The sequence below is a fragment of the Clavibacter californiensis genome (assembly GCF_021952865.1).
GTDB lineage: Bacteria > Actinomycetota > Actinomycetes > Actinomycetales > Microbacteriaceae > Clavibacter > Clavibacter californiensis.
In genome coordinates, this window is the sequence record NZ_CP040792.1 from 2611984 (window position 1) to 2627657 (window position 15674).

The 15674-nt window shown below is 72.1% G+C and carries 15 protein-coding genes; 2 read left to right on the plus strand and 13 right to left on the minus strand.

The features are described 5' to 3' along the window. Positions 1 to 18 precede the first annotated feature (18 nt). From FGD68_RS12595 to dapA, 5 genes are all read right to left on the minus strand, one after another. The gene (locus FGD68_RS12595) at positions 19 to 1251 is read right to left on the minus strand and encodes an ABC transporter permease (RefSeq protein WP_119372448.1); all 1233 of its coding nucleotides are present in this window, start codon (positions 1249 to 1251) and stop codon (positions 19 to 21) included. Beyond that, positions 1248 to 1955: an ABC transporter ATP-binding protein gene (locus FGD68_RS12600; RefSeq protein ID WP_104236298.1), complete on the minus strand. Its 708-nt coding sequence runs from the start codon at positions 1953 to 1955 to the stop codon at positions 1248 to 1250. The genes FGD68_RS12595 and FGD68_RS12600 overlap by 4 nt, the downstream gene beginning before the upstream one ends. Next, on the minus strand, positions 1952 to 2974 hold the full coding sequence (locus FGD68_RS12605) for an efflux RND transporter periplasmic adaptor subunit (RefSeq protein WP_119372449.1): 1023 nt from the start codon (positions 2972 to 2974) through the stop codon (positions 1952 to 1954). The genes FGD68_RS12600 and FGD68_RS12605 overlap by 4 nt, the downstream gene beginning before the upstream one ends. 211 nt (positions 2975 to 3185) lie before the next feature. Next, positions 3186 to 4862, minus strand: a complete 1677-nt coding sequence (locus FGD68_RS12610; protein WP_119372450.1) for a ribonuclease J — start codon at positions 4860 to 4862, stop codon at positions 3186 to 3188. Positions 4863 to 4922: 60 nt separating this feature from the next. Next, a complete protein-coding gene (gene dapA / locus FGD68_RS12615; protein WP_104236295.1) occupies positions 4923 to 5906 on the minus strand; it encodes a 4-hydroxy-tetrahydrodipicolinate synthase in 984 nt (327 codons plus the stop codon). Positions 5907 to 6037: 131 nt separating this feature from the next. Here dapA and FGD68_RS12620 point away from each other — a divergent pair, with 131 nt between their 5' ends. Next, positions 6038 to 7291, plus strand: a complete 1254-nt coding sequence (locus FGD68_RS12620; protein WP_104236294.1) for a hypothetical protein — start codon at positions 6038 to 6040, stop codon at positions 7289 to 7291. 29 nt (positions 7292 to 7320) lie between these two features. Here FGD68_RS12620 and thyX read toward each other — a convergent pair whose 3' ends face one another. Then, positions 7321 to 8112: an FAD-dependent thymidylate synthase gene (gene thyX / locus FGD68_RS12625; RefSeq protein ID WP_104236293.1), complete on the minus strand. Its 792-nt coding sequence runs from the start codon at positions 8110 to 8112 to the stop codon at positions 7321 to 7323. 107 nt (positions 8113 to 8219) lie between these two features. Between thyX and FGD68_RS12630 the strand changes: the two genes are divergently transcribed. Continuing rightward, the gene (locus FGD68_RS12630; protein WP_104236292.1) at positions 8220 to 9140 is read left to right on the plus strand and encodes a TIGR01777 family oxidoreductase; all 921 of its coding nucleotides are present in this window, start codon (positions 8220 to 8222) and stop codon (positions 9138 to 9140) included. Between the two features lie 33 nt (positions 9141 to 9173). Here FGD68_RS12630 and FGD68_RS12635 read toward each other — a convergent pair whose 3' ends face one another. The 7 genes from FGD68_RS12635 to FGD68_RS12665 all read right to left on the minus strand — a co-directional run bounded on the left by FGD68_RS12635 (position 9174) and on the right by FGD68_RS12665 (position 15301). Further along, positions 9174 to 9623 (minus strand): hypothetical protein, encoded by a 450-nt coding sequence (locus FGD68_RS12635; protein ID WP_104236291.1) that lies wholly within the window; start codon positions 9621 to 9623, stop codon positions 9174 to 9176. Continuing rightward, positions 9623 to 10456: a 4-hydroxy-tetrahydrodipicolinate reductase gene (dapB, locus tag FGD68_RS12640; protein WP_104236290.1), complete on the minus strand. Its 834-nt coding sequence runs from the start codon at positions 10454 to 10456 to the stop codon at positions 9623 to 9625. Before dapB ends, FGD68_RS12635 begins: the two co-directional genes overlap by 1 nt. A gap of 59 nt (positions 10457 to 10515) precedes the next feature. Then, positions 10516 to 11118, minus strand: coding sequence for a histidine phosphatase family protein (locus tag FGD68_RS12645; protein ID WP_104236289.1), 603 nt, complete (start codon positions 11116 to 11118; stop codon positions 10516 to 10518). Positions 11119 to 11126: 8 nt separating this feature from the next. After that, a complete protein-coding gene (locus tag FGD68_RS12650) occupies positions 11127 to 12482 on the minus strand; it encodes a M16 family metallopeptidase (protein ID WP_119372451.1) in 1356 nt (451 codons plus the stop codon). A gap of 63 nt (positions 12483 to 12545) precedes the next feature. Further along, entirely contained in the window at positions 12546 to 13136 is a 591-nt protein-coding gene (locus FGD68_RS12655) for a hypothetical protein (RefSeq protein ID WP_237609518.1), read from the minus strand. Between the two features lie 290 nt (positions 13137 to 13426). Then, positions 13427 to 13936 carry a hypothetical protein gene (locus FGD68_RS12660; RefSeq protein WP_119372453.1) on the minus strand — a complete coding sequence of 170 codons (510 nt, stop codon included), beginning with the start codon at positions 13934 to 13936 and terminating at the stop codon, positions 13427 to 13429. 225 nt (positions 13937 to 14161) lie between these two features. After that, a complete protein-coding gene (locus FGD68_RS12665) occupies positions 14162 to 15301 on the minus strand; it encodes an aldo/keto reductase (RefSeq protein ID WP_237609519.1) in 1140 nt (379 codons plus the stop codon). Positions 15302 to 15674: the final 373 nt, after the last annotated feature.

Consider the following 15674-nt stretch of genomic DNA (forward strand, 5'->3'; position numbering starts at 1 on the left):
GCCCGACCGGCCCCGGCATCAGTACCGGATCGCGTCGATGACGGACACGCGCACGGCGACGAGCGCCGGGAGCAGGCCCGCGATCGCGCCGACCGCGAGCGAGGCGCCGAGCCCGAGGAGCGCGGCCGAGAGCGGGAACGGCGGGAACTCGGTGACGCCCGACGCGACGAACGAGAGGATCCACGGGTTCTTCACGATCGCGACAGCCGCCATCACGCCGACGACGCCCGCGGCCACCGTCGCGACGATGCTCTCCATCATCACGGCGAAGAACACGCGGCCCGCGCTCGCGCCGAAGCTGCGCCGCACGCCGATCTCGCGGATCCGCTGCCGCACGGTCACGAGCGAGATGTTCACGAGGCCGAGCGCGCCGAGGAGGAGCACGAGGCCCGCCACTCCCCCGACGAGGATCTTGACCGACAGCAGCGGGTCGTAGTCGTACGTCCCCCAGTCGCTGCGGCCGACGCTCACCTGCAGGCCCTCGGGCGCGGTCGCCGCCACCTGCGAGGTGATGGCCGCCGTGAGCGCGTCGGCCTCCGCCTCTGGCACCCAGAACTCGGACTGCGGCGCCATCGCGTCGAGCGCGTCGTCCGACATCAGGCGCTCGGCGTCCGACGCCTGCAGGTAGACGGTCGGCGGCTCGTCCGCGTACAGCGCGGGCACGGTGCCGACGACGACGCCCACGAGGTCCGAACGCTCGCCGTGCAGCACGGCGGAGGGGTGCGCGGCGATGTCGGGCGACCCCAGCTCCGCGAGGAACGCGGGATTGACGACGAGCGCGGGCGCGAGGCGGTCGGCGTCGCGCTCGACGAACCAGCGGCCGTCCGTCACGTCGACGCGGCGCATCTCGCCGTAGTCCCTGTCGACCACGACCGTCTGGACCTGCACCCGGCCGCGCGCGAAGTCGACCGGCACCGTCGTGGAGCCGATGATGGTGGACCAGGTGATGCCGTAGCGGTCGGCGACGTCCGCGAGGAGCGTGCGCTGCTCGGCGTAGGACAGGCCGTCCCCGGTCGCGGAGTACGCGGACACCGACAGCGCGGCCGGTCGGCCCGACTGGCGCTCCATCTGCTCGGTCTGCGACTGCTGCACCACCGCCCCGAGGCCGACGACCGACGTGATCGCCGCCACCGCGACCGCGACGCCGATGAGCGACAGCATCACGCGCGTGCGGTGGATCCGGAGCTCGGCCCACGCCTCGACGACCGCGCCCACGAGACCGGTCGCCGTGCGCGACAGCCAGCCGCTCACGCGAGGACCTCCCGGGTGAGGGCCTCGGCGCGGGCGAGGACGCCCATCTCGAGGCGGTGGTGCCGATCCGCGCGGGCTGCGACGGTCGGGTCGTGCGTGATGGTGACGAGTGCGGCGCCGGACGCGTGCGCGACCTCGGCGAGCAGGGTCATCACCGTCGCGCCGGTCTCGATGTCGAGGGCGCCCGTGGGCTCGTCCGCCAGGATCAGCCGCGGCGACCGCACGAGTGCCCTCGCGATGGCGACGCGCTGCTGCTCGCCGCCGGACATCGTCTCCGGCATGGAGTCGACGCGGTGGCCGAGACCGACCCGCTCGAGCATGTCGGCCGCGATCGACGCGCGCCGCCAGAACGAGCGGCCCGTCGAGTAGAGCAGCGGCGTCATCACGTTCTCCCGCGCCGTGCGGCCCTGCAGCAGGTTGAACTGCTGGAAGATGAACCCGATGTCGCCCCCACGGGCCCGGTCGCGCCGAGAGCCGGAGACGCGGGCCATGGGCTCGTCGTCGAGGTAGACCTCGCCCGTGGTCGGCGTGTCGAGCAGCCCGAGGATGTTCAGCAGGGTCGACTTCCCGGAACCGGACCGACCGACGATCGACACGTGGTCGCCCACGGACACGTCGAGGTCGACGCCGTGCAGGATCGTGAGCGGCTCGTCGTCCGGCCGCTCGACCGTCCGGGTCACCTGCTCGAGACGGATGAGGCTCATCCGCCGTACCCGCCCATCATCATCGCCTCGTCCTCGGGGACGGGCGCACCGGGCACGAACTCGAGCACCATGTCGCCCTCCGCGAGGCCCGAGGTGATCTGCACGACCTTGCCGTCGCTGATCCCGAGGCCGACCGCGCGCTCCTCCGGCTCGCCGCCGTCCGACGCGAGCCAGACGTTGCCCGTGTCGGCGAGGCCCTCGACCGCGGTGGTCGGGAGGGTCAGCACGTCGGGAGCCTCCCCCGCGGGGATCGTGATGTCGGCGGCGAGGCCCGGGAACACCCGGGTGCCGGCCGGGACGGCGCAGGAGACGGTCGCGCCGGTGGAGGCCGAGTCGGTGCCGCCGGTGGATCCGGAGCCCGCCCCGCCGGCCGCGCCCGTGCCCTCGGTGGACGCAGCGGCCTGCTGGCCGATGCGCAGCTCCCCGCACTCGAAGGGCGCGGGGCCCGACGTGATGGCGACCGTCGCCGAGGTCGGCTGCGTCACCAGCCGGTACTGCTCCTCCGCGGTCAGCGGCGCGGTCGCGCGGAAGGTGGGCGGCGCGATCCGTCCGACCGCGTCTCCGACGGCGACCTCCTGGCCGACGAGCACACCGAGCTCCACGAGCGATCCCGCGGCGGACGCGGTGACGGTCTCGGTGACCACCTTGGGCTTCGGCTGCGTGACCGTGCCGTCCGCGGCGACCACCGGGTCGACCGGCGTCTCCTGGCGGATGACGAGGATCGGGTCACCGGCTGCGAGCGTGGCGCCCTGCCCGGCGACGATCTTCGAGACCTTCCCCTGCAGCGTCGCCTTCACGGCCACGTCGGGATCCGGCTGGATGCTGCCCTTCACGGTCACGTCGTTGACCACCGTCGCGATGGACGCCGGGACCTGCGACTCGACGACGGAGCCGGTCGGCACCTGGGCCGTCTCCTCCGTCGTGGTCCCGAAGAAGGCCATGCGCACGAGCGCCACCGCGATCGCCGCGAGCACCACCAGCCTCGTGATCGGGAGGATCCATCTCCGCCAGATGCCCACGGCCGCTCCTTCCCCGGCGGTCCCCAGCGGCCCGTCCGGTCGCCTCCGACGCTAGGGGCGGCACCGTGCGCGTCGCTTCGTCCACGCGGATGACATGCTCCCCCCGTCAGGGGGCCGCGCGGACGAGCGCCGGCGGCACGCGCGGCGGAGGGGGCGGGGTCTCCCCCGCCCCCTCGGGACGTGCTGCGCCCGGCTCCAGCCGACAGCGTGCCTACGCCTCGATGACCACCGGGATGATCATCGGACGCCGGCGGTGCGACGAGTTGACCCACCGACCGACCGTGCGGCGCACGACCTGCGCGTACGCGTGGGTGTCCCTGGTGCCGTTGGCCGCCGCCTCCGCGAGGGCCTTCACGACGAGCGGCTTGACGCTGTCGAAGACCTTCGAGTCCTCCGCGAAGCCCCGCGCCTCGATCTCCGGGCCGACCATGATCTTGCCGGTCTGCGGCTCGACCACGACGAAGATCGTGACGAAGCCCTCCTCGGAGAGGATGCGGCGGTCCTTGAGGTCGGCGTCGGTGATCTCGCCCACGGTGGAGCCGTCCACGTAGACGTAGCCGACGTCGAGCTGTCCCGTGACGCGCACGTGCCCGTCCTTCATGTCGAGGACCGTGCCGTCCTCCGCGAGGAACGTGTTGCGCTCCGGCACGCCGGTCTGGATCGCGAGCTGCTGGTTCGCGACGAGGTGCCGGTACTCGCCGTGCACCGGGAGCACGTTCCGCGGCTTGAGGATGTTGTAGCAGTAGAGCAGCTCGCCCGCGGCCGCGTGGCCCGAGACGTGGACCTTCGCGTTGGCCTTGTGCACGACGTTCGCACCGAGCTTCGTGAGCCCGTTGATGATCCGGTAGACGGCGTTCTCGTTCCCCGGGATGAGGCTCGACGCGAGGATGACGGTGTCGTCCTGGCCGATCTCGATCTGGTGCTCCTGGTTGACCATGCGGCTGAGCACGGCCATCGGCTCGCCCTGCGATCCGGTGCTCATGTAGACGATCCGGTCGTCCGGCAGGTCGACGGCCCTCTTGGAGTCGACGAGCACCCCGTCCGGCACCTTGAGGTAGCCGAGCTCGGCCGCGATGGTCATGTTGCGGATCATCGAGCGGCCGATGAACGCGACGCGGCGGCCGTTCGCGTGCGCGGCGTCGAGCACCTGCTGGACGCGGTGCACGTGGCTGGAGAAGCTCGCGACGATGACGCGGCGGGGGGCCTTGGAGATGACGGCCTCGAGCACCGGGCCGATGGAGCGCTCGGTGGGAGTGAAGCCGGGGACGTCCGCGTTGGTGGAGTCCGACATGAAGAGGTCGATGCCGGCCTCGCCGAGGCGCGCGAAGGCGCGGAGGTCGGTGATCCGGTCGTCGAGCGGCAGCTGGTCCATCTTGAAGTCGCCGGTGTGCAGCACGCTGCCCGCCTCGGTCGTGATGGCGACGGCCAGCGCGTCCGGGATGGAGTGGTTGACCGCCACGAACTCGAGCTCGAACGGTCCGAGGCGCTCGCGGTCGCCCTCCTTCACCTGGAACGTGTAGGGCTTGATCCGGTGCTCCTTGAGCTTCGCCTCGATGAGGGCGAGCGTGAGGCCGGAGCCGATCAGCGGGATGTCCTGCTTGAGCTTGAGGAGGTACGGCACCGCGCCGATGTGGTCCTCGTGCCCGTGCGTGAGGACGATGCCGACGAGGTCGTCGAGGCGGTCCGCGATGGAGGAGAAGTCGGGGAGGATCAGGTCGACGCCCGGCTGGTGCTCCTCGGGGAACAGCACACCGCAGTCGACGACGAGGATCTTCCCGTCGATCTCGAACGTGGTCATGTTGCGCCCGATCTCGCCGAGGCCGCCGATCGGCGTGATGCGCAGGGTGCCGGGCTTCAGCTCGGGCGGGTCGTAGACGCCGTGGGGCATGGGACTCCTCTGGTGACGGTGCGGCCCGAGGGGACCGACGGTGGATGCTCGGGGCGCGCGTCAGCGCGTGGTGCCGGCGACCTGCGGCAGCGCTCCACCGGCCGCGGCGTTGCGGTCCGGTCGGAAGTTGCGGAAGTCGACGCCCGGGACGTCGCGGACGAGGTCGATCTCGTCCTCGATCTGCGCGGCCTCCCACTCCTCCGGCCCCACGAGGGGCAGGCGGACGCGGGGGCTGCCGATGCGGCCGAGGCCGTGGAGGATGTACTTCGCCGCGACCGTGCCGGGCACGTGCGTCATGACCGCGCGGACGAGCGGCTCGAGCTGCTGATGCGCGTGCGTCGCGGCGCCGAGGTCGCCCGCGTTCACGGCGTCGACCATGGTGCGGTACGGCGTCGCGGTGATGTTCGCGGTGACGCCGATGAGGCCCGTCCCGCCGATCGCGAGGGTCGGCAGCGCGTTCGCGTCGTCGCCCGCGAAGTACATGAGGCCGGTCTGGTTGAGCACGCGGCTGGCCTGCGCGAGGTCGCCCTTGGCGTCCTTGATGGCGAGGATGTTCGGGTGCTTCGCGGCGCGGAGGATCGTCTCGTACTGGATCGGGATGCCCGTGCGCCCGGGGATGTCGTAGAGGATGACCGGGAGGTCCGTCGCGTCCGCGATCATGCGGAAGTGCGTGAGCACGCCGGCCTGCGTGGGCTTGTTGTAGTACGGCGTGACGATCATGTTGCCGTCCGCGCCAGCCTTCTCGCTCTGGCGGGCGAGCTGCATGGCGTGCGCGGTCTCGTTGGATCCGCCGCCCGTGATGATCTTCGCCCGGCCCGCGCTCACGGACCGGCCGACCTCGACGAGCCTGATCTTCTCCGGGTCGGTGAGGGTGCTGGTCTCGCCCGTCGTGCCCGTGACGACGATGCCGTCCGCGCCGGCGACGATGACGTCGTCCATGTGCTTCTCGACGCCCGCCCAGTCGACCTCGCCATCGGCGGTGAACGGGGTGACGAGCGCCACCAGGACCTGGCCGAACGGGTTCTCTGTGGACACAGGCATCATCGTAACGGGCGGGCCGTCGCCGGGTGGGGCGATCCTCCGCCCCGGCGCCCCCGGATGGGGGGATGCGCGCGGGCCGGATCGCGAGCACCCTTCGCTCGGGACGACGATGTCCCGGAGACGCTGGTGCCACCATGAACATCACGGCACGGAGACGGCCCTCGCCGCTCCTGGCCCTCACCCTGGCGCTCGTCGTCGGGGTCTCACTCGCCGGCGCCGCGCCGGCCCAGGCGGCGCCATCCGGTGCGTCGCTCCCCCTCACCTCGGTCGCCGCGCCCTCCCTGCCGGCCCCCGACGTCTTCGTGGGCGGCGAGGTGACGGACGTCCCCGAGATCGAGGTCATCCTGTCCCTCGACGTCGGCACGCTCGACCTGGGATCCCCCCGCTTCGAGTACCTGCTCGACGGCACGGGATCCTGGCGGACGGCATACAGCGGGCCGCTCGACCACGCCTACATCCGGATCCCGGCCCCCGCCGGACCGCACACCATCGCCTTCCGGGCAGCGGGCGCGCTCGACGGCGTCCCCGTCATCGGCGCCGCCTCGGCGCCCGTCGCCGCGCTCTCGCTCGGCTACCCCGCGCGGTACGACCCTGTCATCACGATCGACGGGCCCCGGATCACCCTCGCCTGGGACGTCCGCGGGTACCTCGCGGGCTGGCCGGAGGCGCGGTCGGTCGTCTACGCGTTCGGAGACGACCCGTACACCGCCGCTGACGCCGTGGGATCGACCACTCTCGACGTCGGCTACGACCGCACCGTCCGCCTCGTGTTCTGGCACGGGCCCAACGTCGACGTGGCCCGGTACGTGTACCTCGAGCTCGCCACGGGCAGTCCTCCCGGCACGCCGTCGCTCACCTCCGCGCCGACCCCGACCGTGGTCGGCCGCGCGGTCCCGGGGAGCACCCTGTCCGTCCGGACGGGGACCTGGCGGCCCGGCCCCGTCACGCTCGCCTATCAGTGGTACCGAGACGGCCAGCGGATCTCCGACGCGTCGGGGCCGACCTACGAGGTCGACGCGCGCTTCGACGGCGGCAAGCGGATCACCGTCGGCGTCCGGGGCAGCGCACCGGGCCGCGCATCGGTCGAGCGCGTCTCGGCCCCGACCCCGCGTGTGGCGATGCCCGTCATCTCCCCGGGCGTGCCGGCGATCGGCGGGCTCCCGCTCGTCGGACGGCAGCTCACCGTCAGGACCGGGTTCTGGCGTCCGGCGCCCACCTGGCTGACCTACCAGTGGTTGCGCGACGGGGTGGTCATCCCGGGCGCCGAGCAGGCCGCGTACACGCCGGTCGCCGCCGACCGCGGGCGGCTCCTCGAGGTGAGGGTGACGGGAGAGCGGTACCCCTACCCCACCGTCTCGCGGACCAGCGTGGCCGTGCGCGTGGGGTGACGCGACGCGCGGCCGCGTCGCCTCGCGGACTACGGGGCGACGCGGCCGTTCTTCTGGAACGCGGCGTGCGTCAGGGGCATGAGCCGCTCGAACTCGGTCTCCATCTTCTCGGCGCACATCTCGATCTCGCGCTGCGGGAAGCTCGGGAACGTCGAGTCCTCGTGCTTGGTGCGCAGCGACAGGAAGTTCATCAGCGCGCGCGCGTTGAGCGTGACGTACATCGAGGAGTAGATGTTCAGCGGGAGGACGATGCGGGCGACCTCGCGCGCCACGCCCTGCTCGAGCATCCGCCGGTAGGAGGCGTACGCCTCGGCGGACGTGCGACGGGTCTCCTCCTGCACGAGCGCGGTCTGCTCGGGGGTGCCCGCGTGGAACTCGTAGGCGCCGGGCTTGCCGACCTGCACGAGGTTGCGCTCGGGGCCGGGGACGTAGAACACCGCGTCGAGCTCCTTGTAGCGGCCCGACTCCTCGTTGTAGGAGGCCATGCGGTGGCGCATGAACTCGCGGAACACGAAGATCGGCGCCTGAACGTAGAAGGTCATCGAGTTGTGCTCGAATGGCGATCCGTGGCGGTCGCGCATGAGGTAGTTGATGAGGCCGCGGTCGCGCTTGACGCGCTTCTCCTCCGCCTCGGTGTCGACGTCGCCCTCGAGGGCGCGGTCCTGGCCGTCGGGCTCGTCGAGCGCGCGCTCGAGGGTCTTCTCGCCTGCGGTGGAGACGCGGGCGGCGAAGATCACGTCGGAGTCGTGGGCGCTGGAGCGGACGAGCTCCACGGTCATGTCGGAGCGGAAGGCGATGTCGTCGTGGGGCACGACCGTCACTGTACGCGACGGCCCGCACCCGCTCGCGCCCGGTCTGCGCGCAGCCCCTCCCGGCTGCCGTGCGGGGCCGCGTCCTAGGCTGATGGGCACCGACGAAGGGCTCGACCATGTCCGACAGCACCGCATCCCCCGCCCCGCTCACCGTCCTCATCTCCGGCGCAGGGGGCACGATCGGCACCGAGCTGCAGGCCCAGCTGCACGCCGCCGGGCATCTCGTCCGGACGCTCGTCCGTCACGCGCCGTCGTCGCCCGACGAGCGCGAGTGGCAGCCGGCCGAGGGGCGGCTGGATCCCACGGCGCTCGACGGGGTGGACGCCGTGGTCAACCTCTCGGGCGCCTCCATCAGCCGCCTGCCGTGGACGAAGCCGTACCAGGAGGAGATCCGCGCGTCGCGCGTCTCCGCCACGCGCACGATCGTCGGCGCGATCGCGTCGGCGGCGAACCCGCCCAGGGTGCTGCTCAACGGATCCGCCGTGGGCTTCTACGGCGACCGTCCTGCCGAGCGCCTCACCGAGGACTCGCCGCGTGGCGCGGGCTTCCTCGCCGAGGTCGTGGAGGCGTGGGAGGCGGAGGCCCTCGAGGCGCCCGCCGACGTCCGCGTCGCGACCCTCCGCACCGGGCTGGTGCTGGCGCAGGCGGGCGCCCTCGCGCCGCTCCGCCTCCTGACCAACCTCGGGCTCGCCGGCAGGCTGGGCACCGGCGGCCAGGTCTGGCCGTGGATCTCCCTCCGCGACGAGGCCGCAGCGATCGTGCACCTGCTGACGTCCTCGATCTCCGGCCCCGTGAACCTCACCGGCCCCGAGCCCGTCATGGCCGACCGGCTGATGCGCCACCTCGCGAAGCGCATGCACCGGCCCTACCTCGTGCCCGCGCCCGAGTTCCTCATCCGGCTCGCGCTGCAGGAGGCCGGACAGGAGCTGCTGCTCTCCAGCCAGCCCGCGCGGCCTGAGAAGCTGCTCGCCGACGGGTTCGCCTTCCGCGACCCCACGGTCGAGCTCGCGATCGACCGGCTGCTCGCGAAGAGCTAGAGGCGCGAGCCCGCGCCCGAGCCCGCGGTGTGCTCAGGCGGCGCGGTCGGATCCGTGCAGCGCGATCGCGCGGCGGATCGCCCCGCGCGCCCGGCGCCGGTCCCCGCTCGCGTCGTACGCCAGTCCGAGTCGGAACCACGCGCGCCAGCTGGCGGGGTCCTCTTCGACCTCGGCCTGGTAGGCGGGGAAGGACGCGTCCGCGGCGTCGCGGATCGGCCGGCCGCTGGCGCGCGTCGGCAGGTCGTCGACGGGCAGGCCGCCCTCCTCCTCGAGGATCCGGGCCAGGCGCCCGCTGCGCACGCCGAACCACAGCTCCCGCACGAGCGCCCATGCGCCGACGAGCGACAGGATCAGCAGTCCGACGCTGATCGCGATGCCCGCCGGCTCACCGGAGATCACGAACAGCACGGCGCGCTGGGCGAGCACCACGAGGTACAGCGTCATGAGCACGGCCATGAGGCCGACGCCGATGCGCGTCCCCATCAGGCGCTCGTGACGGTGGCGGCCTGGCCGCTCGGCCCGCCGTCGTCCACGGGACCCGACGCCGCGGCGCCCGTCGTCGCCTGCGCCGCGCGCTCGCGCGAGCCGTCGAGGTCGATGAGGCGGTCGAGCCCGACCACCACGCCGCGCGCGGTGCGGGTCGCGCGGAGGGCCAGCAGGATCCCGGCCTCGTAGGCGCTCGGCGCGAGCGTGTCGTGGCTGATGGTGAGCACCTCGCCGTTGCCGCCGAAGACGACGTCCTGCTTGGCGACGACGCCCTGCATGCGGAGGCTGTGGACGGGGATGCTCGCGACCTGCTGGCCGCGCGCCCGCTGATCGGTGTGCGGCGCCTGCACGGGCCCGCGTGCGCCGCGCGCCTGCGACATGAGCTCCGCGGTGCGGACGGCCGTGCCCGACGGGGAGTCGATCTTGGACGCGCCGTGCGCCTCGACGATCTCGATGGAGTCGTAGAAGCGTGCCGCCATCTGTGCGAACGAGGTCGCGAGCACGCTGCCGACGGAGAAGTTGGGGATGATGACGACGCCCACGGCGAGGTTGCCGGTGATCCGCCGCTCGAGCTCCGTGATCCGCTCGCCGGTCCAGCCGCTCGTGCCCACGAGGACGTTCATCCCGTGCGCGACCGCGTACTCGACGACGCCCTGGCTGACCGCCGGGAGCGTCACGTCGACCGCGATGTCGGCGCCGAGCATGTCCGACAGCTCGTCCTTGGAGTCGAGGCTGGCGACGAGCTCGAACTCGGTGCTCGCCTCGACGATCTGCGAGATCAGCTGGCCCATGCGTCCCGTTGCGCCGACGACGGCGACCGTGGTTGTCATCCGCCCAGCGTACCGGCGCGCTCCCCCGCCGACGCCGGGCAACCGACGCGCCGACGCTGCTAGTAGGGCTGCTGCTCCGGCAGACCCGTGCGCAGCTCGACCGGCAGGTGGCCGAGGTCGTTGTGCACGACGAGCACGGGCGGCTTCGCGGAGCGCACGCGGATGATGGTGAGGCCGCAGTTGGCCTGGTTGATGCCCATCCACCGCCACTCGGGCGCGTCGAACACGTGCCGTACGAACCAGGCGATGACGAAGTTGTGGGTGATGAGGAGGTCGTGCCGTTCCCCGCGGGCAGGGGCCAGGAACTCGCTCACCGCGTCCGACATCTGGGCGCTGCCGGCGTCGATCTCCTCCTCGGTGACCCCGCCGAAGAACGACTCGAACGCGTGCGGCATGTCCGGCGTGGGCCCGGAGGGGATGCAGTCGAACAGGAGCGACGACGGCTCCGGCTCGATGGCGGGCATGCGCTCGGCCATGATCGCGGCCGTCTCCTCCGCCCGCGCGAGCGGCGAATGGCGCACGGACGTGAACGGGACGCCGCTCAACCGGTCCGCGATGCAGTGCGCCTGGCGCTTCCCGCGGCCCGACAGCGGCCCGTCCGGGAGGCCGTGCTCGGCGTCCTGCTGCTCGCCGTGGCGCACGAGGTAGATGTAGTGGGACACGGTTCCTCCTACAGGAGCGCGGGGGTCTCGAGCAGCGGGGCGAACGCGTCGGCGCCGACGGTCCCCACCGCGGCGACCGAGAGCGGTCGGGAGATCAGGTCGGCCGCGAGGGCGCGGACGTCGTCGGCGGTCACACGGGAGAGGCGGGAGAGCGTCTCGTCGAGGTCGACGTACTCGCCGGTGGTGATCTCCGAGCGCCCGAGCCGCGACATGCGCGTGTCCGAGTCCTCGAGCGCGAGGGCGGACTGCCCCGAGAGCTGGCCGAAGGCACGCGCCAGCTCCTCCTCGGTGACGTGCTCCTCGGCGAGCTTCCGGAACTCCTCGACCATGAGGCGCGACACCTGCTCGGCCTTCGCGGCCGTGCATCCGGCGTAGAGGCCGAACACTCCCGCGTCCGAGTAGGAAGCGCCGAACGAGTAGACGGAGTACGCGAGGCCGCGCTTCTCGCGGACCTCCTGGAACAGGCGCGAGGACATGCCGCCGCCGAGCACCGAGTTGAGCATGGCGAGGGCGGGCCGCCGGTCGTCGGACGCCGCGAGGCCGGGCACGCCGAGCAGGATGTTGGTCTGCTCGATGGGCCGGTCGACGATGACGAGATCGCTCCCGCGCGTGATGATCGGCGTGGCGCCGGTGCGGCGCGCGACGGGGGCCGCCACGACGGAGAGATCCCAGCCTGCGCGCTCGAGGCCGGTCGTGACACGGGCGACGAGGGCGTCGTGGTCCACGGAGCCCGCCGCCGTGATGACGAGGTCCTGGGGGCGGTAGTTGCGGCGGTAGTGCGCGACGACGGCGTCGCGCTCGGCGGCCTCGATGTCCTCCGGGCTGCCGCCGATGGGGCGGCCGAGCGGGTGATCCCCCAGCACGGCCTCGAAGAAGCGCTCGCTGACGACGTCGCCCGGGTCGTCGTCCGCCATGGCGAGCTCCTCGAGGATGACCCCGCGTTCGGTCTCGAACTCCTCGACGTCAATGAGGCTCGAGGTGACCATGTCGGCCAGCACGTCCACGGCCATGCCGAGGTCGCGATCCTGCACCTTGGCGTAGTAGCAGGTGTACTCCTTGGCGGTGACGGCGTTGTGCTCGCCGCCGACCGCGTCGAAGGACACGGCGATGTCGAGGGCCGTGCGCGACGGGGTGCCCTTGAAGAGGAGGTGCTCGAGGAAGTGCGTGGATCCGAGGTCGCCCGGCTGCTCGTCGCGCGAGCCGACCGCGACCCACATGCCGATCGTGGCGCTGCGACTGCCGGGCACGTCCTCGCTGAGGATCCGCACGCCGGACGGCAGGACCGACCGCCGGACACGGGCGCCGCCCGTCGACTGCACGGTGAGCTCGGGGAGGTCGAGGGGGAGTTCTACGGCGCGGGACATCAGCGTCACCTTACGCCACGGGCCCCACGGCGACCCGGGCGCTGACCGGCACGCGAGAGTGGGTCACGGGCATCCTGGTCCGGCGTCCCGCTCCCCGCACGCACCCCCGACAAGCACCGTCGACCCCTCCAGGACACGGATCGTCACCGGCGCGACCTGCACCGGTAGCGTGCCCGGGATCTGCTGCCAGCCACCCCCGTCGAACCGGTAGCTGGGCGAATACGCGATCGTCAGAGCGACTTGCCGGGCACCGATGGACTCGTACACGTGACTCGTGTCCGTCGGCGTGAAGTCCTGCCGCCCCAACGCCTTCCACGACGCACCAGGCCCCACCACCGTCGTACTGGTCCCGTCGCCGTGATCCCACACGAACGACACCGGCACGAATCGCACCTGCGCCGGACGACCCAGCAACTGGCCGTCGACCACCTGCGGCATCGCGTCGGTGAAAAGGTTCACCGGCGCCCCCACGATCGCCCACCCGTTCGGCTGCGACCGGATCGACGCATCCCGCGGCACGAACTGCGCCACATCCGCAAGTGACACTGCCGGAACCGCCGCAACGACCGGCATCGGATCCGCCGGCTTGCTCGGTGCCTTCGCCGGCGGCAGGAACGCGTGCTGCCCATCCGCGCACAGACCCACACCCGGCACGCACGGCGCATCCACGTCCGCCGCGAGACGATCCCGACGCACGGGCGGCGGCCCCGACGCCCTCTCCGCGTCGTTGGACCCCTCTGGTCTCTCAGGGCGCGTTGAAGGCTGATCTGCAGGTGCGGACTTGTCATCCCGGGCGTGGATCGACACGCCATCGCCGCGGATGACGCCACCCGTGCACGGTCCGAAAAGTCCGTGAACAGCGGAGCAGTCCTCAGTCGAGGCTTGAGCCGTGCAGAGGGGAACCCCGACCATGACGACGACCAATGAGAGGCAGACGAGTCCTGTCAACCGCATGCGCGCACGTCCTCATTGCGCACGATGTCGCTGATGCGCCAATGCGCATCTTCGGATCTGACCGCCTTCAGCTGCAACGAGAGACGCGTGTCTCGCTGAGGGGTGATGTCCTTGCCGTCGCGGTCCAAAAGACGGGCACCGCTTGAGTCAAGACAGGCCTGCCCTGTCATGTACTGGAGTCCCGCAGGGTCGGTCCCACGGTCAGTCACTTCGAATCCCGACGTCGTCGTTTTGCCTACCTGGCGCTCCCCAGACTGCCGTTCGTCCGCCAACCCCGACTTCTCGTCGTCCAAGACGTTCCCCGTGAGCAGGTCGGCTAGATCTTGTTCTGTATCTGTATTCGCGTCGAGCTCGACGTACCGCATGAAGACATCGCGGAACGCCGCATCGTCCTGCTGCTCCTGCGTCAGCGACGGGGCCGGAGCTGGTGCTGGCTCCGGGGCCGGAGAACCGGCGCATCCGGGGAGGAGCAGGCTCGCGGCGAGGACGGCCAGCGTCACCGACGCCGCTCCCCCGGGTGGTCGCAACTGGATGCGTGGTCGCAGCGGCATGTGCGGTCGCTCGTGCAAGCTCGTCTCCCCCGGGCAGTGCGGAACCCGCGCGAGAAAGCGGGCGCAGGAGCGCCGGGCATCGCGGGTCCAGGAAAGGTAGCGGCGGAGAGGCGCACGCCACCGGCGGACTCCACATGACGGGGAGGGAGGGCGGGCGCGACGCCCTGGGGACGACTACTCGGACGCGCGGTCGAGCCGGGCCACGTCGTGGCGCGAGAGCTGGACGTGGGCCGCCTGCACCAGGTCGTGCACCTGCTCCGGTCGGCTCGCGCTCGCGACCGGCGCGACGATGCCCGGCTTGGCGAGGAGCCACGCCAGCGCGATCGTCGCGACGCTCGTCGAGTGGTGCTCCGCGATCTCGTCGAGGGCGGTGAGCACGCGGAGGCCGCGTCGGGTGAGGTACTTGGCGGCCCGCGCCCCGCGGGCACCCTCGCGCACGGAGTCGCGCGTGCGGTACTTGCCCGTCAGGAACCCGTTGGCGAGCGCGAAGTACGGCATCACCGCGAGCTGCTGGCCGCGGACGACGTCGAGGAACGACGACTCGTAGGGCGTGCGGTTGACGAGGTTGTAGTGCGTCTGCAAGGCGACGAACCGCGGTGCGTCGTACAGGCCGCCCATGATCCGCGCGTGCAGCAGGCGCTCGGCGGCGTAGTTCGACGCCGCGAGGTGCCGGACCTTGCCCGACGCGATCAGGCGACCGGCGGCGGCGAGGCTCTCCTCGAGCGGCACGTCGATGTCGTCCCAGTGGAAGTAGAGGATGTCGATGAAGTCCGTGCCGAGCCGCGACAGGCTGGCGTCGACGGCGCGCTCGATGCGGGATCCGCCGAGGCCGGGGAAGTCCTCGCTCTTGCCGATCTTGGTGGCGACGACCATGGAGTCGCGGTTGCGGCGCTCGCGCATCCACGAGCCGATCATGTGCTCGCTGCGGCCGCTCGCGTAGGAGTCGGCGGTGTCGATGAAGTTTCCGCCCGCCTCCTGGTACGTGTCGAGGATGGCGGTTGCGTCCTCCGCGCCGGCGGTCCAGCCGAAGACGTTGCCGCCGAGCGCGAGCGGGAAGACGCGGAGGTCGGTGTCGCCGATGGCGCGGCGGCGGGCCGGCTGCGGGATGCTCCCGCCGGTGCGCAGGCCGGGCTCCGCGGCGGAGGCCTCGAGGACGAGGGCGCCGGCGGCCTGGACGGTGGTCTCGACGATGCCGCCTGGCCGGGTCGTCGCGCCGGTGGGGCGCGAGAGGCGCGGGACGAGCGATCCCCCGCGACGGCGGCGCGGCTGCGATCCGGGCATGACGTCGGAGGCGGAGGGAGGGGACGTCGTCACACTCCGAGGATACCGCCCAGCAGGCGAAAGGTTTGCGCACCAAGGAAATGCGCGCGCCGGTGTTCGCCTCCGGGACATGGGCTGCTCAGCGACCGTCCGAATGCGGGCGATCGAGACGGCGACCCCGCCGGAAGGGGTGCCGCGATCCCCCGACCCCGGCACCCCTCGGCGGTCTGCATCCCCCGATGCGTCCCCCGGAAGCGGGCGATCATGTGGACCTGCCCGCATCGACAACGGTAGCCAAGGGCCCTCGTCGGGACCCAGACCCCTCTTCGGGGGCATTGTCGCCGCGCGCTCGTCCCGCGAGGTCCGGGGAGACCTCTTCGCGGTCGGGGCGGGACGATCCCGGCCGCTCCACGTCCGGCCGTGCGAG